Raw genomic sequence first — 17,772 nt, forward strand, 5'->3', positions numbered from 1 at the left:
TTAGCACATGAGCTTGCTAGTTGTGGTATATATCATTTATGCGCATACCACTAAATAATTAAACCAAAATTGCTTGTTTTATTATAGGATATATTTGCTTAGGTCTTCATTTTTCACAATATTTTCAAGTTTCTCGCGTACATAGGCAGCGTCAATTGTGATAGGGCTCGATGTTAGTTCGGGTGCGTTGAATGATATGTCCTCAAGTAGTCGCTCCATGACTGTGTGAAGGCGCCGTGCGCCAATGTTTTCCGATTGGGCATTGACCTCCGCTGCGATTCTAGCGATTTCCGTGATGGCATCCTGCGTAAATGTTATGCTGACTCCTTCAGTTGCCAATAGAGCGGTGTATTGCTTTACGAGCGCATTCTTAGGTTCGGTGAGTATTCGTTCGAAATCTTTTTCCTGTAAGGAGTCCAGCTCTACTCTGATAGGTAGGCGTCCCTGAAGCTCAGGAATAAGGTCCGAAGGTTTTGTTACATGGAAAGCACCGGCGGCGATAAACAGGATATGGTTCGTCCGTACGGGGCCATATTTTGTGATTACCGTTGAGCCTTCAATTATGGGAAGAATGTCACGCTGGACGCCTTCGCGGGAGACTTGTGGCCCGCCGTCGGTGCCCTTTTCTCTGCCTGCAATTTTGTCAAGCTCATCCACAAAAATTATGCCCGATTGTTCAGTGCGTTCAATTGCTTCACGGACTACTTGATCGTGGTCTACGAGCTTTTGGGCTTCCTCGAGGGCAATAATATCTTTTGCCTCACGTATTGTGACAGTTTTTGTCCTTCGGCGGCGAATTATTGGGCCAAGCATGTTCTGGATATCCATGCCCATTTCCTCCATGCCTTGTGGCGTAAAGACTTGGAGGAAAGGCGGGCCGCCGCTCTCTTCGACCTCTATCTCAATTTTTTGGTCATCGAGGACCCCCTCAATCAGCTGCTTTCTTAGTTTTGCTCGAATTCGCTCTTTGCGCTGGCGGTCCTCCCGTTCGAGCTGCTCAGATTCGGGGGTCTCTATATGCTCAGGCTGTGGTTTTTGCACGCCGAACAATTGGCCAACAATTTGATATGCCGCGTCGAATTCTCTTGGACGATGTTCTTTTTCAGGTTTGGAAATCGGTTCCATTATGTCGAGAATACGCTCGATTGCTAGATTTTTTGCTATGTCTTGTACCTCAGCAATCTTCTCGTTCTCGACCATTCGCACGGCAAGTTGAACTAAGTCTCTAACCATTGAGTCGACGTCGCGTCCGACATAACCAACTTCTGTGAACTTTGTAGCTTCGACCTTGATAAACGGTGCGTTGGCTATTTGGGCCAGACGGCGGGCAATTTCGGTTTTGCCGACGCCTGTTGGGCCGATCATTAAAATGTTTTTTGGGATGACCTCGTCTCGTATTTCCTCGCTTAGCAGTCGGCGCCTGTAGCGATTACGTAGGGCAATTGCCACTGCGCGCTTTGCCCTTTCCTGCCCAATGATATATTTGTCCAATTCCTCGACTATTTGTCTAGGGGTAAGATCCTCCATGGTGAACCTCGCTAGTAACAAGCACAGAACATATCAAAAATATTTTTCGATAATTACTCGAGTACCTCCACTGTTATTTTATCATTTGTATATACGCAAATTGTAGATGCAATAAGCAGAGCTTCTTTGACAATCTTTTCCGCAGGCAAATTTGAATGGCGGGCTAACGCACGTGCCGCTGCCAGGGCGAAGCCGCCGCCAGAACCTATTGCTGCGATTCCATCGTCTGGCTCGATTACCTCGCCATTCCCTGAAAGAACCAATACGTGTTCCTTATCTGCAACAATCATCAATGCCTCGAGTCGCCTAAGTATTCTATCAGTCCGCCATTCTTTTGCAAACTCTCGGACGGCGCGAAGGAGGTTTCCATGTGACTCTTCTAACTTTGCCTCGAATTTATCGGAGAGCGTGTATGCGTCAGCGACCGAACCGGCAATTCCGGCGAGGACCTTGCCGTCGTACATTCGACGAACTTTTTTTGCTCCTTGCTTCATTATTGTGTTCTCGATTGTTACCTGGCCGTCGCCTGCAATAGCTGTCTTGCCGTTGTGGTTTATTGCGACAATTGTAGTAGCGTGCATGAAGATACCTCCTGGTCACGAGTGGTCGGAATCTTTATCGCCCAAAGGCCAGCTTTCAACACCATTTTCTTCCACTCGCGCCCTTGGGTGAGCCTGGTCATATACCTCTTTTAGGCGCTCGCGGGTGATATGGGTGTAAATTTGAGTTGTGGAGATGCTGGAATGTCCAAGTAATTCCTGAATTGAGCGCACATCTGCTCCGTGCTCGAGCATGTGCGTAGCAAAGGTATGGCGAAGAACATGAGGGCTAATCTTTATTTCTTCGCTTACGTCGTTGAAGTATTTGTCAAGCAGGCGGTGCACACTTCGCACGGTGAGCCTACGCCCAAATCTATTGAGAAAAAGCGCGTTTTCTGTGGCGCCATCCCTGCGTTTTGCTAGGAGTTTGGGGCGGCCGAAGTTGATATAGGCATCAAGGGCCTCTTGTGCTGGCCTTCCTATGAAGGTAATCCTTTCCTTGGAACCCTTTCCAAGCACTCGAATCTCGCCGTTGGTGAGGTCAAGGTCATGAAGATTGATACCCACGATTTCGCTGACTCTTGCACCAGTGGCGTAGAGCACCTCGAGTATTGCCCTATCGCGCAAGCCGATTGGCTCAACCAAATTCGGCATTTGCATAAGTGCATTGATTTGTTCTTCCCGCAGGAATTTCGGTAGCCTTTTTTCGATTCTTGGCCTAGATAACCCTATCGTTGGGTTGGAACTCATTAAGCCCCTTCGCACCAGATATTTAAAAAAGGCGCGTAGTGATGAAAGCTTTCGGGCACTAGATGTTTTGCCAATGCCAAGTCGATGTAGGCGCGCCATGTATCTTCGCACTACCTTTGAATCGATGTACCAAGGCTCAGTAACCAAACCTTCGTCATCAAGGAAGGCGAGAAACTGTTTGATATCCGTCGCATAGCTCCTGACCGTGTTCGGCGAGGCGTTCCTTATAGCTCGCAAGTGATTTATGAAACGCTCAAGTTCTTGGTGCATGGAACTCCCTGGAATATTTGATAGACAGCTAGGAATAACGGATATGATGCAAAGGTTACCTTTGCTTGTTACTTTCCCAAACTGTCATTCTGTTATTCCAATCTCCCAAGCAAACCTTTATTCGCTTCGAACATTTCGTCGACCATAGACTTTATCTCGGCCAAGCTAAGTACAGCCGAAGTTAGCGGATCGTAATAGATTGCGTGGTATATTTTTTCACGATTGCCCTGAAGGCAACCTTCGACTGCTAGCTCCTCACACTGGGCGCTGATGCTGTTCAAGAGCGCACACTGAGGTGGAAGTGGGCCGACTTTGATTGGGTCGAGGCCGCGTTTGGATGCAAGCACGGGCACCTCTACGCAACAACCCTGTGGCAGGTTGTCTATGATACCATTGTTGCGCACATTGCCATTGAACTCAAACAAGGTGCCGTCGCCAAAAGTTGCATTAAATATGCTTGCTGCGTATTCGTGTCCCCTTTCAAGCCGCACGGGTGCTTCGAGAGCTGCTTTGATGCTGTCCCTCCATGTGTCCTCTCGTCGGAGATATTCATTTAGTATGTAGGCGTGGTGGCCTGGATTCCAGCCAGTTCCGGTGGTGCAGTATTTTTCAATTAAGTCTGGGCGTTTCCTAAACCAAGCTACATATTCGGAGTTGTGTCCGCTAGATTCGGTTACATAATACCCGAGATGCAAGAACATCTCATTTCTTACCTGTTCGTGGTTATATATTTCTGGTCTTGTTGTAATTGCCTCTCGAATGAGAGGATAGGCATCTTTGCCGTTCCATTTAAAGTCCAAATACCAAGCTTGGTGGTTGATTCCAGCACAATGGTATGTAATCTCCTCATATGGTGCGCCAATCCAGCTAGCAAGCATCATTGCTGTTCCTTGGACGCTATGGCACAAACCTGATATCGTCAGTTTTGGATACTCGCTTTGCATTGCTCGGCACAGCATTGCCATTGGGTTCGTGTAGTTTAGCACAATGGCATTAGGAGCATACTTTTCAATGTCTGCAGCAATTTCAAGCATCACTGGGATTGTTCTTATGGCTCGGAAAATACCTGAAGGCCCCCTTGTATCACCAACGTTAATGTCGACCCCATATTTTTTGGGAATTTCAATATCTGTGCGGAAAACTTGGGGGCCTCCTTGGAGAATGGTAATTAGAACGCCATCTGCGCCTTCTAGAGCTTCTTTGCGGTCAAGTGTAGTAATTACTTTTGCAGGGTATTTTCCTGCTTCTATGATTCGATTGACAGCAGCTTTGCTAAAGTCGAGGCGCTCTTGATCAATGTCCATGAGTGCAAGTGTGCTGTCTGCAAGAGCAGGGAACGTAAGAATGTCCCTGACAAGGCCGCGAGTGAACCCGAAGCTTCCCGCTCCGATAAATGCAATTTTGCGTGGCATAATTAGAATTCCCCTTCTACTTTTATAGATTAGCAAAATGATGGAACCGTTTATCTTAAAGGCAACGAACCGGATTTCATGCTCATGCGAGGCATCGTTACCCGTCTAGCTCCACCATATCATTACTCCGCAAGTCATGAAATTTTCCTCCTAAGTTTACTATTTTTGTTGGTTTATTTGTCACGGTCTAGCATCCGGATGTGTATATTGTCTTGGGCTTGGTAGGACTTTGCTTGTATAGTACCGGCGTAGTGGCATGGTTCAGATTATCTTATTTTGTCAAGGGTGTTCGTTAAGTGCACACGAGATCAAGTATACAATTTGAAACTAAGTCAATTTTTTGTTTAGTTTCCAAAGGAATGTGATATGTTAATGTCGAAACGTTTATAAATGACTGGTGCGTCTCCTTACCAATTACTTAAAAAGCTCTCTCTTAATTTTTCAAGAGGCGGGAATTAATACTTTTAAAAAGGGCAAAAATTGCCTGGTTGGTTGCTATTTTGGCTTATATATGGTATCCTGAACTGCAAAAATGCTGCTGAAATCATCCTCAATAGCGGGCAACTCAAAATACCTGCCGGGGAGCGAAGAGACTAAAATGGAAAATTCGAAGGATGCCTCTGAGTTGCATCCTACTATAGAGTTAAGCGAAGCTTTGAAAGAGGAAGCGCTCCGCATAATAAACATAAGCCTTGAGGAGGCGCGCACTCAACATCCCCTTGATGTACCTGGGATTTTTTCATTTGAAAGACCAACTCTTGGACCGACAGTGCCGATAAAACTTTATCGTGCAGTACGCCTGCTTGCCTTTCGTGAATTGCTCGGGTCAAATCTTTCGGCGGCGATGTTGAACGTTGCCGGCCAAATGGTAGCGCAAAGGATAGGTATTCGTGGGCCTGCGGATGTTATTGATGCGCTTGAAGATTTTGGAGTGGGAAAGGGAACAATCAAAGAGCAAACTGATGACCATCTCGTCATAAGTTTGAATGAATGCGCAACGTGTTCTGGGGCGCCAAACATCGGCGAGCCGCTCTGTCATTTTGAATCGGGCATTATGTCTGCGGGCTTATCAGCTGGATTAGGCACAGAGTTTACAGTCGAGGAAACGCGGTGTTGGGGATTAGGTGATACGACTTGCCTTTGGGTAGCTAGGCGTTCTGATGGGCAATCGAAAACTCTTAAAGACCTCGAACCACTTGAGATGGTAGCCATACTTGCAGGGAAAGCTGCTACTGCCCTTGATACCGCAGTTACAATACGAGAAAAGAATCGGCTTATCCGTGAGGCATATCATGAGCTCCGTCAGTCCGAACGAATGAAGAAGGATTTGATAGATATGATAGTACATGATATGCGCACACCACTGTCTGCGGCCATCAGCTCGATGCTTACACTGGCGGAAATGACCAAGTCTAGGCTTTCCCCTCAAGAAGAGACTGTTTTGCAGATGGCGATTCACGGGGCTCAGACACTCCTTGGCATGATAAACGACCTCCTGGATGTTAGTAAAATGGAAAGCAATAAAGTCGCCTTACACAAGACGCCTACTCGGGTAAACGAGGTGCTTCGAGAAGCCATTAGCCAGGTAGAGATTCTTGCTAAGCGCAAACGATTGGAGCTCCATCGCCGTGTTCAAAGGGGCTTGCCTGAGTTGGAAATAGACCGTGATAGGATAGTGAGGACGGTTGTTAATCTTTTAAGCAATGCGGTTCGCCATACGCCGCCAGGTGGGCGTATATCAGTTGAGGCAAATTTAACTGCTGATAAATCTTCGGTGGTGGTAAGCGTAAGTGATACAGGAGAGGGCATCCCAAAAGAATACCATGCACGAATCTTTGACAAGTTCGTCCAGGTCGAGCCCCAATGGTCGCGCAGAAAGCTGTCGACCGGCCTTGGTCTCGCTTTCTGTAAGCTCGTTGTCGAAGCTCACGGCGGCACAATCTCGGTGGAGAGCGAGCCAGGCTGCGGCAGCACTTTTACCTTCACGCTTCCTGTTCGAAGTAGCTAGCATTAACCCGCACACCCCTGGTATTTTTACCTGTTTTTTTACAAAGTGTTTAAAATTCGCTTGAAGTGTGTTATTTTACTTGTAACATTACCAGAAAAGTGCAGGGTTGCGCGTATCTGGATCACTTCTTCACGTGGCCTGCGCACAGATATGAGCTTGGGCCGCTTCTCCTTAACCCAGCTATCCTATCTACCGCAATAGCAACCCAAGCCGCAAGGCAAACCTAGCCTTTTTTTGCAAGTGTTGTTCCCTGTTCAAAGTGTTCGTTTTCAAGCTTGGAATATGTTAGAAGACCAAGATAAGTCTTTTATAACTGTCTGACAATAGTATCGCCCAAATCGATGTTAGGGGGTGAGCACAGAGAGCGAATCTGATTCCTGGTTTTCGCAAGTGGCTGGGCTTACACAGCCAACAATTCGGAAGGAGAAGGAGGTTTTAGCATGGGATCAAGACTGCTGACGGTCTTCCTATGCAGCTTATTAATGGTTGCTTGCGTGGCTGGCATTTGGGCACAAGAACCACCATCGTATGACGTACAGAAGGAGATTGCATTGTATGGCAATCTTAAGCAGGGCGATATTCCAGGTTGGGGAGGAGTTGCCTGCGGGCCGACTGCTGCGATTAACTCGTTTGTCTACTTACAGAACAAGTACCCGAGTGTGTATGACAGCCATCTTATTGGCGATGCAGACGGTGACGGCGACTCCAATGATTATCAGGACCTCATTGCAGTTGCTAACACGCTTGGTGGTCCCAACTACATGAAAACGATTATAAACAATACCACATGGCATGACGACTTTATTTGGGGCAAGCATGCGTACATCGAGAATAAGATTCCGGGTTTAACGAGTTATCTTGCCCAGGACTTTTGGGGCTGGAACAATCCCCTAAGGCCTAAGCCATCGTGGGTGCAACAATGCTATCCAACTTGGGACTTTCTATTCAACGAGTTGGCAAACTGCGAGGATGTAGAGATTCTACTTACCTGGGAGGATGGCGGCCATTATCTGACTCTCACCAGTTTCCATTGGGTTGACTTTGACTTCGATGGGATTATTGATCCCATTGAGAACGCGACAATTGACTACATTGATCCGTGCACCGGAGCTTGGGGACAGACCGGGATTTGGCATGCCGCTGTCGGGAACGACTGGAAAATCGAGACTGGTTATAATAGCTTCCAGCCATGGATTAGCATGGCCGTAAAGGAGAGCCCAGTACCCGAGCCTGCGTCACTGTTGGTGTTTGGCTCCGGCTTAGTTGGGCTGGCCGGCTTCATGCTAAGAAGGAAGACGCTCTAGTCGTTAAATTCGTTGGCTGAACTATGGGGGCCCAAGAACTCTTATGCATAAGAGGTCTTGGGTTTTTTCGTTACATTTTTAATTTCTTAAAGGTAAATTCTTGCATGACCTCGTAGTGCCGATAGGTTCTTTTGAATCAATGTTTTGCGGACGTCCTCTCGGTGCATTTGACACCTACTCTGGGTTGTGGCAGAATTTTAATGTAACCCTGGATAGAAAAATTCTGGGGCGGAAGGAGAATTTTTAAGTGCCAAAGGTGGCAATTCATACTCTTGGTTGTAAGGTTAATCAGTACGAAACGCAGAGGATGGCGGAGGCACTGCGTGCTAGTGGGTATGATGTTGTGGACTTTGCTGATTCGGCCGACGTTTATATCATAAATAGTTGCTCGGTAACACATACTGCTGACAGCAAATCCCGGCAGGCTGTTAGAACGGTTGCACGCCGTCACCCAGGGGCATGTGTAGTACTCACCGGTTGCTATGCCGAGACATCGCCTAATGAAGCCAGTGAAATCGAGGGCGTATCGCTCGTATTGGGTAACCGGCACAAAGATGCCATCGTAGAATACATTGGGCGGCTTCTCCCTAGTAAGGTGAGTAAAACAGACATGGCGGCCTCGGTTTCAAGGACGGCTAGTGCTAGAACACGTGCACTGGTGAAGATCCAGGATGGATGCGACCAATTTTGCTCATATTGCATCGTGCCTTTTGCCAGGCCTATGATGTGGTGTAAGCCGGCAAATGAGGTAGTTGACGAGGTTACTCAACTAGCCGACCGAGGATTCAAGGAAATTGTTCTCACTGGCATAAGGCTTGGGCGCTATGAATATGGTGGGACAAACCTTGTTGGACTTCTTCAATCACTTGTGAAAGTCTCGGGGATTGAACGTATCCGACTGAGCTCGATTGAAATGACCGATGTGCCAGCTGGTCTTCTTGAAATAATGGCTAGCGAGAAAAAAATATGTCGCCACCTACATGTGCCGTTGCAAAGCGGCAACGATGGAGTACTTAAGCGAATGAACCGGCCCTACACTGCGGAAGAGTTCGAACGGTTTGTTGAGGAGGCTCGTTTAAGGGTGTCCGATATTGCAATAACGACCGATATTATGGTAGGCTTCCCGGGCGAAACCATTGAGGAGTTTGAAGAGACGTACTGTCTTGCAGAGCGGCTGGAATTCTCACGGGCACACATATTCCGATTCTCACCAAGACAAGGTACAGCAGCATCTATGATGCCGGATGATGTTTCACCGGTTGAGAAAAAGCGGCGGAGCGAGCTATTAATTGGATTGGCAAAGGCTCATTCTGAAAAGTTTGCAAAGCGGTTTATCGGTAAGACTTTGGCCGTATTGGTTGAGGGCAATAAAGAAAGCAAGCTTCGCTCAGGCTTTACCGATAATTATATTAAGGTTGTTTTTAAAAACGGCCCTAAATGCGAGGCTGGAGAAATTGTACTGGTTAGAATTGCCGATGTGAAGGAAAATCAAGTTTTTGGGGAAATCATAACGAGTAACGCGTGATTATCGATAGAGTAACGTCTGCGCTACTTTGGGAGGTAGACTTCATGGAAGGGTGCATATTCTGCAAAATTGTGCAACGTGAAATTCCAGCTCAAGTAGTTTATGAGGATGAAGTCATTCTCGCCTTTAGGGATGTGAATCCAGTAGCTCCGGTGCATGTGCTTATTATTCCGAAGGAGCACATAGCGGGGGTCCTTTCACTTAATCAGGAACATTCTGAAATAATAAAAGGGATTTGGCTAGTTATTCCAAAGCTTGCTCAAGAGCTTGGTATTGCGGACAGAGGCTTTAGGGTTGTAGTTAACTCGGGTCCGGCGGCAGGTCAGAGCGTGCCGCATTTGCATTTTCATCTGTTGGGAGGTAGGGCTTTTAGCTGGCCTCCAGGTTAGACTTGACAACGAAATTAAATAAATATATAATGGTTTTGATTTCCAGCGACTGACAGTAGGGCTGCGCAGCCGCGCAGCCAGTTTTATTGCAGTAAAGTTTTTCCAACGGGGTTGAGTTTAAGGGTTCTTCAACCGAAACTCATATATGGAAAGTATTTTATTAAAGCGATTAAATAACGTAGGGAGGGACACTGATTGGCGCAAGTCCAAGTGCGGGAAAACGAATCAATAGATAGCGCCCTAAAGCGATTCAAGAAAGAACTTCAACAGGCTGGCGTTCTGAAGGAAGCCCGCGAGCATGAGCACTACGAGAAGCCTAGCGACAAGAAGCGCAAGGCCGAAGCTGCTCGGCGGCGCAAGCTCATGAAGCTCAACAAGGGTTAATACCTAAGGTTTGCCAACCGCGAGGCAATTTGGTATGTCGTTGCGGGAAAAGCTAGAAGAAGATTATAAAGCGGCGATGAAAGCCAAGGATACTCTCCGAGTATCTGTAATTCGTATGGCGCGTAGCGAGATCCGAAACGCGGAAATTGCTAAGCGCCGTTCTCTTACTGAGGAAGAAATCGCTGAGGTAATCACCCGTGAGATTAAGCGACGGCAGGAGTCCATTGAGCAGTTCAAACAAGGCGGTCGGACTGATTTAGTTGATAAGGAAACCGCTGAGATGAAAATTCTCTCGGAATATTTGCCAGAACAGCTTTCTGAGGACGAAATAGCCGGCATTGCGCAAGAGGTGATAGCAGAACTGAAAGCTGCGTCAAAGGCAGATAAGGGTCGGGTAATGAGCGCCCTTATGCCGCGCGTTCGTGGTCGGGCAGACGGAAGATTAGTCAGCGAGATAGTCGACCGCTTGCTTGAGCGCAGTTCTGCATAATATGATTATTTCTAACTCCGTTGCCCAACCTGGGCATCGCAAAAAGGACCTGGATAAGCGAAAATCGGCATTGTTGAGAGCAGGGGGTCCGCGTGTGATGTTGGGCCTCTGCGTTATACTCATCTTGTCGGTCCTCCTCTCAATGCATCTACTTCCTGAAAAGGTATCACTCCGAGTTGGCGATATCAGCAACGAAGAAATTCGTGCCCACAAAACGGTCCGTTATATCGACACAATTGCAACAGAGCGTCTCAGACAGGAGGCGGCTAAAAAAACCGACAAGGTCTATACCATTGTTCCAAAGGCTGCTTCCGAGACTGGCGAGGATTTCGCCCAAATTATAGATGTCCTCAAGCGTGCTAGGCTCGACCCCACCCTATATTCCGACGAATCCAGGATTGCTTATGTGAGCCGCAACCTTCGCCCGGACTTGCAGGAGTGTGTGGACTCCGACGCTTTGAGAATTCTACTAAAAGCTGATGCAAAGACCTTTGACCAGATCCAGTCATACGCAGAACCGCTAATGCGTCAGATTGTTGATAGGGAGATTCGTGACATTCCGGATGACGTTCCTATCGTGCGTGCAGAGTTTCGAAAGCGCCTTGTTGAAATTTTAGGAAGCACCAAGTATGCTGCCGCAGTCTCGAAGATAGGCGGCAGTCTTATAAGGCCGAACCGCCTATTCGACCCAGAAGCTACAAAGAAGGCTCAAGAGCGGGAGATGCGGATGGTGCCCCCCAAGTATGGTCAGATTCTCCTTGGCGAAGTGGTTATTTCCAAAGGCGAGCGCGTTACGCCTGAGCACATTGACAAGTTCACCGCATTGGGGCTAAGCCATCCGAAGGCAGATTATGTTATCATGATGTGCATAAGCATACTTGTTGCTTGTGTAGTGATTTTCACGCTTCTTTATCTTGCGCGATACCATGCACGGATATACACGTCCACAAAGTTGCTTGGACTACTGTCTTTGATAGTAGTCCTAAGCGTTTTGGGGCTGAAGTTAGGCGGCGCAGCACTTGGTTTGAATTTAAGTGGCTCACAAAGCGGCTACTTTGGGATGATCTGGATTGCTACGGCGGGCATGCTTACTGCCACGCTGATTAATCCGCAGGTCGCCGTCATGATTGTGGCGCTTCTGTCAGCGATGACCGGATTTGCGATGAATCAGGAGCTACGATGGGCGTTGGCGGCGTTAGTTAGTGGTTTTGTGGCAATCTATTCGGTATCCGACATCCGCCACCGGTCGGACCTAATGACTGCGGCAATAATTGTGTCGTTAACCAACCTTGCGATAGTGTGGTTAATTGGGCGTGTAGGCGGCGACGATGTGAGGACGCTTTTTATAGGCTCGGGATGGGCTGTTGTTGGAGGAGTGAGTTCTATAGGTCTGTTTTGGCTAGGGACGACCGCATTGGAAAAGCCTTTCGGAATCACAACCCACAATCGCCTCTTGGAACTGGCGGATACGAACAACCCTATATTGAAGCGGTTATTAATGGAGGCACCGGGTACATATAGTCATAGCATATTTGTGGGAAATATAGCAGCAGGTGCTGCTGAACAAATTGGGGCGGATCCGCTACTTGTTCGCGTTGCGGCATATTATCATGACGTTGGCAAGATGAAGCGGCCGCATTTCTTTGTGGAGAACCAGTATGTTGAAAATGCTCACGACGGGCTGAATCCCTCGCTTAGTGCATTGGTAATTAGGTCGCACATCAAAGACGGCCTCGAGCTTGCGAAGGAATACAAATTGCCGCCATTGATATGTGAACTAATGGCGCAACATCATGGCACGAGCGTTGTAAAATATTTTTACCATCAAGCTACAAGCGAAGGGAATAACGAGTCGGACATGCTCGAACAGCATTTCCGCTATGACGGAACCAAGCCGCAAAGTAAAGAGGCTGCTCTTTTGATGCTGGCTGATTCAGTCGAGGCTGCATCGCGGAGTTTATCAAAGCCGACGCCCAGCCACATAGAAAATCTTGTGGACAAAATCATCGATGATCGTTTAGCTGACGGCCAGCTTGATGAATCAGATTTGACTTTTAAGGATATAAGTCGAATTCGAGACTCATTCGTTCGAACGCTAACGAGCATGATGCATGCTCGTATCGAGTATCCTGAACTTACAGGGACCGAAGGAAAGAAATCTGCAAATGGAAGTGCTAATAAAGAATCTTCAGAAGTGGCAAGTGAATCAGGAAAGGCTGAAAAAGGTCGTAGCCACGTCACTGCAAGTTGAGGGATTTAACCGACCTGCAGAGGTTAGCATTGTCCTTACAGATGATGAGATGATTCGTGAATTGAATAAAGAATATAGAGGTGTAGATTCGCCGACAGATGTTCTTGCCTTCTCGCAATTGGAAAACAAGGAAGTAACTTATGAAAACGACCAGGTTGTGCTGGGTGATATAATAATTTCTGTGGAAACAGCCGAAAAACAGGCAAGGGAGCACGGCCATTCACTTGATGATGAAATCAGTCTATTAGTTGCACATGGAATGCTCCACCTTCTAGGTTATGGTGACCAGACTGAAGCGCAGGCAGCTGTAATGCGAGAACACGAAAAGGAGATTTTGGAACAATCAAACGATGGAAGATCTAACTAAAGAAGTAATTGATCAGTCTACGGATGATTCAGAAGCACCAAATGTCAAGCCAAGAGGCATTTTGGGAGGATTCAGGTATGCGGTTAATGGCATACTTGATGTCTTTCGCACACAGAAGCACATGCGCTTTCATTTTGTTATGGTTTTTCTTGTGCTTCTTGTTGCTCTCCTTTTCAATTTAGAGAAAAGGGACATGTTGGTGCTACTTTTTACGATTTCACTTGTATTAGTTTGTGAGATGTTCAATTCAGCCATTGAGGCTGTTGTGGATATCATAGCGCCTACATATCACCCATTAGCAAAATTCGCCAAAGATGCCGCGGCTGGTGCTGTTCTTATTTCGGCGGTAACGGCTGTCGTCGTTGGAGTCATATTATCTGCAGAGTACTTTGACCTAGGTAATTTTGGTGGTCCGGTTGTAGGAGAAAGACCAGGGCCGCTGATGCGGGTATTTCTCACCGGCGTAATCCTGCTGGTACTTATCACGATTATCAAAGTATTGGGTACGAAGGGAAAGCTGTTAAGAGGGGGAATTGTGAGCGGTCACACAGCCGCAGGTTTTTTCCTAGCAGCTTCGATTCTATACATCTCGAAAAACAATCTTGCCGCAATGCTAGGTGTTGTGCTTGCGCTCCTTATTGCCCAGAGTCGTGTTGAAGCCAAGATTCATTCACTGCAGGAAGTTATCATCGGCGCCGTGCTTGCAATGCTAGTCACGGCTGTCGTTTATTGGTTTGCACCAGGCTAAGTTTAGACGGTGGTTAGTTCCATCCTTGTAATGTTCAGTTTAGGGGGTGTTTTACTACTTGGGTACAGATATTGACCCGTTCAGTTTTGCCGGGATGGTAGTAAGCACGGGCAATCCCGGCATAGTTAAGAGCGTTATTCTCATATTTCTGCTGCTTTTCTGCAATGCATTCTTTTCTATGGCAGAGATAGCGATTGTATCCGTGCGCAAGACAAGAATAAAGCAGCTTGTGGACGAAGGCGTCTCGCGAGCAAAAGCGGTTCAAAGGCTGCTTGAAGACCCCACCCGCTTTTTGGCGACGGTGCAGATGGGCATCACCCTCGTTGGGTTTTTCGCCTCAGCGGCAGGTGCCGCTACGCTAGCCGAACCGTTGGCAAAGTACCTTCAAGCGACAGGCATTCCAATCGTTGCTGACAACCCAATTGCGTCGGCGGTCGTACTCTTGACCCTTGTGATAGTCTTTCTCAGTTTAGTAATTGGTGAGACTGCTCCAAAAAGTCTGGCTCTCCAGCACGCCGAAAAAATTGCATTGTTGGTTGCCAGTCCAATGCTTTGGCTTTCATATCTCACGGCACCGTTTGTTAAAACAATCACAGCCGCAAGCAATCTGTTTGTCAGGCCTTTCGGTGGCAGAGCTAGTTTCTCACCGCCGATTCTGACTGAGGAAGAGCTCAAAATGCTTGTGGAAGCCGGCGAGGAGGAAGGTGTTCTCGAAGAGGAAGAAAAAGAGATGATTCACTCCATCTTTGAGTTCACCGATACCGTCGTGCGAAAAGTTATGACGCCGCGGACTGATATGAAGTGCGTTGAGGTAAATGCCTCGGTTGATGAGCTTCTAGATGTGATAATCCGTGCAGGGCATTCACGCGTACCTATATACGAAGATACGGTGGATAATATCGTTGGCGTTGTTCATGCAAAAGACCTTCTGCGGGCGTTGCATGAAAATGGCAAGAAAGTCAACATTCGGGAGCTCATGCGACCGCCGTACATCGTTCCCGAAAACAAAAAGGTTGATGAGCTTCTTGCGGAGTTCAAGAAGAGCAAGATTCAAATGGCTATCGTTGTGGATGAATATGGCGGAACAGCTGGCTTAGTGACGATTGAGGATATTCTCGAAGAGATCGTTGGCGATATTATGGATGAGTATGATGTCGAAGAACCTATGACTGAAATACTAGATGAAAATACTATGATAGTTGATGCGAGAATTCCCATCAGCGAAATAAACGAATTAATGGACATTCAGCTACCTGAGGAGGAATTCGACACCATAGGTGGCTTTGTATTTGGTTTATTTGGGACCCAACCACACCAGGGTCAAGCGGTCGAATATAACGGCATAAAGTTCGTTGTAGAGAAAACCGATGGCCGTCGTATTCAGAAAGTTCGCATTATAAAACCCCCTAAGTCGCCTGAGGATGAAGAAGAAATAGAAGGGGGCGGCTCTGTGCGGTAGTATAGTTATGCTGCCAATTTTTAGAATATTTTGCCTCCATAACAACCGTGCATGGTGAGAATTTCGGTGAAGTTTCGTTCATTATTGCTGCCTCCTTCCGTTCTTTGTTAGAGTTGGCATGTGTTTGAGCGTGCCATTTCATGTCTAGGATTGCCATCATGCTTTACAGCAAGGAACTTGGTTTCAAAAATCTCAGCGATTGTCTTTCTTGCAGCGTTTTTATATGCTTGGATTGCATAAACGAATTATATACTTAGTAGGCGCATGCCAAGGTCTGCCATTGCGGAGAATGTGGAATGAAAAGTTTTTACCAGCGCTTCTGGATTACGCTTGCGCTAATTGCCATTACCATCGGAGTTTTCCTGCCGGTGCTTCGAAATGACTTTATAAATTTCGATGATGGCGAGTATGTGACAGAGAATGTACTTGTCAGAGCAGGATTAACATGGGAAGGTATTAAGTGGGCATTTGCAACTAGGCATGCAGCAAATTGGCATCCTATGACATGGATTTCCCATATGCTCGATGTTGAAGTGTATGGCATGAAGCCATGGGGACACCACCTTACGAATCTTATTTTGCATCTGGCGACGACGCTTACTCTTTTTGGAATCCTCTTGAGTGTAACAGGCTATCCATGGCGAAGCGCGCTTGTTGCGGCCTTTTTTGCAATCCATCCGCTCCATGTAGAATCAATCGCTTGGGCGGCTGAAAGAAAGGATGTCTTGAGTGCTTTCTTCTGGATGGTCACCACGTGGTCGTACATCAGTTACGTAAAATCTCCTAGGGTTATGACTTACCTTCGAGTTATGGTCTTATTTGCGCTTGGTCTTATGTCGAAACCTATGCTGGTTACCCTTCCGCTTGTTTTCCTGCTACTAGACTACTGGCCCTTGAGACGCATCAGCCTTGCTCGTCATTTATTGTCGGTTGCTACTTTAAATAAGCATGGCAATCTTATACTTGAGAAGGGGCCGCTATTCGTGCTCTCGGCCATATCATGTGTTATAACATACATTGCCCAGCACGAGGGTGAGGCTGTGAGAACGCTTCAAAAGGTTACCTTCACTGACCGTATTTCAAATGCGCTTGTTTCTTACGTTGCATATCTTGGCAAGATGATCTGGCCAAAAAACCTAGCGATTTTCTATCCATACCCAACAGAGGGATTACCAATTTGGCAAGTTGTTGGATCTGGTTTGATTCTCATTTGCATAACTTTGCTGGCAGTCTACCTAGCGCATAGCAGGCGCTATCTGGTGGTTGGCTGGTTTTGGTATCTCTTTACTTTGGTCCCGGTAATTGGCATAATCCAAGTTGGAAGCCAGGCAATGGCGGATAGATACACTTATATTCCACTCATTGGCATTTTCGTCGCGATTGTTTGGGGATTCCCCGAGCTTCTGGGAAATATTGGATTAAATGGAGCAAGAGAGGGAAGGAAGATTATCAATTTGCCTATTCTCCCATTCGCATCTGCTGTATCGCTTCTTGCCCTGGCAATCTGCACACGCATCCAAGTCGGCTACTGGCGTGACAGTATCTCACTATTTGAACACACCCTTGCAGTGACAAAAAACAATGTCGTGGCTCATACAAGCCTTGGTGATGCTTTAAGGGAGAAGGGCAAAGTAAAGCAGGCAATAGCGCACTACACAAGGGCGTTAGAAATCTATCCTTTCGATCCTAATGCAATACTCAATCTTGGCGTTGCCCTAGCCGAAGGAGGGATGGTAAAGGAGGCCATCTTGCAGTTTAAAAAAGCGTTGGAGGTCAATCCTAATGATGCTGATGCGTATAATAACCTAGGCTTGGCTCTTGCTTCACAGGGAAATCTATCTGAGGCAATCGAACATTATGGTAAAGCATTGGCGCTTAGGCCTGACTTCGCAAGCGCTCATGGCAATCTTGGGCTAGCATTGGCGACGCAGGGCCGTATTGATGAGGCAATCGAACACTATAAAAATGCTATACGGCTAAATCCTAACATTGCAGAGGTTTACAATGACCTCGGATTGGCGCTAGCATTTAAGGGTGACCTTGATGGAGCAGTGCGCCAATTTAGAATAGCGGTTCAAAAGCAACCACAGTTCGTATCTGCTTACTACAATTTAGGGGTTGCTCTTGGTCAGTTAGGCAAGTTGGATGCGGCAATTCAAGCCTACCGGATGGCGATTCGACTTAATCCTAGGCACGCAAGCGCCCACAAAAATTTAGCTATTGCGCTGTACGAAAAAGGGGACTATGCGGGGGCGTGGCGGGAAATCCGCCTATATGAAGAATATGGTGGAAAGCCTTCCAAAACTTTTTTGAAGGCACTCTCTGAGAAAATGCCTGAAAACTGAGGTA

15 protein-coding genes are annotated in these 17,772 nt (G+C 47.0%); 11 read left to right on the forward strand and 4 right to left on the reverse strand.

Annotated features, from left to right (window positions below):
* Positions 1-81: 81 nt before the first annotated feature.
* From hslU to melA, 4 genes are all read right to left on the reverse strand, one after another.
* On the reverse strand, positions 82-1,527 hold the full coding sequence (gene hslU / locus K6T99_03110; protein ID MCL6518796.1) for an ATP-dependent protease ATPase subunit HslU: 1,446 nt from the start codon (positions 1,525-1,527) through the stop codon (positions 82-84).
* Between the two features lie 53 nt (positions 1,528-1,580).
* The gene (gene hslV / locus K6T99_03115; protein MCL6518797.1) at positions 1,581-2,108 is read right to left on the reverse strand and encodes an ATP-dependent protease subunit HslV; all 528 of its coding nucleotides are present in this window, start codon (positions 2,106-2,108) and stop codon (positions 1,581-1,583) included.
* A 15-nt stretch (positions 2,109-2,123) separates the two neighbouring features.
* Positions 2,124-3,086 carry a tyrosine recombinase XerC gene (gene xerC, locus K6T99_03120; GenBank protein ID MCL6518798.1) on the reverse strand — a complete coding sequence of 321 codons (963 nt, stop codon included), beginning with the start codon at positions 3,084-3,086 and terminating at the stop codon, positions 2,124-2,126.
* A 92-nt stretch (positions 3,087-3,178) separates the two neighbouring features.
* Positions 3,179-4,498 carry an alpha-galactosidase gene (gene melA, locus K6T99_03125; GenBank protein MCL6518799.1) on the reverse strand — a complete coding sequence of 440 codons (1,320 nt, stop codon included), beginning with the start codon at positions 4,496-4,498 and terminating at the stop codon, positions 3,179-3,181.
* Between the two features lie 598 nt (positions 4,499-5,096).
* Here melA and K6T99_03130 point away from each other — a divergent pair.
* The 11 genes from K6T99_03130 (at position 5,097) to K6T99_03180 (ending at position 17,768) form a co-directional block, all read left to right on the forward strand.
* Positions 5,097-6,506 (forward strand): hypothetical protein, encoded by a 1,410-nt coding sequence (locus tag K6T99_03130; protein ID MCL6518800.1) that lies wholly within the window; start codon positions 5,097-5,099, stop codon positions 6,504-6,506.
* Positions 6,507-6,946: 440 nt separating this feature from the next.
* Complete coding sequence (locus K6T99_03135) at positions 6,947-7,810, forward strand: PEP-CTERM sorting domain-containing protein (protein MCL6518801.1); 864 nt, start codon at positions 6,947-6,949, stop codon at positions 7,808-7,810.
* Between the two features lie 247 nt (positions 7,811-8,057).
* A complete protein-coding gene (gene mtaB / locus K6T99_03140; protein ID MCL6518802.1) occupies positions 8,058-9,335 on the forward strand; it encodes a tRNA (N(6)-L-threonylcarbamoyladenosine(37)-C(2))-methylthiotransferase MtaB in 1,278 nt (425 codons plus the stop codon).
* 44 nt (positions 9,336-9,379) lie between these two features.
* Positions 9,380-9,724: a histidine triad nucleotide-binding protein gene (locus tag K6T99_03145; GenBank protein MCL6518803.1), complete on the forward strand. Its 345-nt coding sequence runs from the start codon at positions 9,380-9,382 to the stop codon at positions 9,722-9,724.
* A 195-nt stretch (positions 9,725-9,919) separates the two neighbouring features.
* Positions 9,920-10,108, forward strand: a complete 189-nt coding sequence (gene rpsU / locus K6T99_03150) for a 30S ribosomal protein S21 (protein ID MCL6518804.1) — start codon at positions 9,920-9,922, stop codon at positions 10,106-10,108.
* A 34-nt stretch (positions 10,109-10,142) separates the two neighbouring features.
* Positions 10,143-10,598 (forward strand): GatB/YqeY domain-containing protein, encoded by a 456-nt coding sequence (locus K6T99_03155; GenBank protein ID MCL6518805.1) that lies wholly within the window; start codon positions 10,143-10,145, stop codon positions 10,596-10,598.
* Positions 10,599-10,695: 97 nt separating this feature from the next.
* On the forward strand, positions 10,696-12,849 hold the full coding sequence (locus tag K6T99_03160; protein ID MCL6518806.1) for an HD domain-containing protein: 2,154 nt from the start codon (positions 10,696-10,698) through the stop codon (positions 12,847-12,849).
* A complete protein-coding gene (gene ybeY / locus K6T99_03165) occupies positions 12,764-13,216 on the forward strand; it encodes an rRNA maturation RNase YbeY (protein MCL6518807.1) in 453 nt (150 codons plus the stop codon). The genes K6T99_03160 and ybeY overlap by 86 nt, the downstream gene beginning before the upstream one ends.
* Positions 13,200-13,964, forward strand: coding sequence for a diacylglycerol kinase (locus tag K6T99_03170; protein MCL6518808.1), 765 nt, complete (start codon positions 13,200-13,202; stop codon positions 13,962-13,964). The genes ybeY and K6T99_03170 overlap by 17 nt, the downstream gene beginning before the upstream one ends.
* A gap of 58 nt (positions 13,965-14,022) precedes the next feature.
* Complete coding sequence (locus K6T99_03175) at positions 14,023-15,423, forward strand: hemolysin family protein (GenBank protein MCL6518809.1); 1,401 nt, start codon at positions 14,023-14,025, stop codon at positions 15,421-15,423.
* 296 nt (positions 15,424-15,719) lie between these two features.
* Positions 15,720-17,768: a tetratricopeptide repeat protein gene (locus K6T99_03180; protein MCL6518810.1), complete on the forward strand. Its 2,049-nt coding sequence runs from the start codon at positions 15,720-15,722 to the stop codon at positions 17,766-17,768.
* Positions 17,769-17,772 lie beyond the last annotated feature (4 nt).

It is taken from the genome of Armatimonadota bacterium, assembly GCA_023511795.1.
Taxonomy (GTDB): domain Bacteria; phylum Armatimonadota; class UBA5829; order DTJY01; family DTJY01; genus JAIMAU01.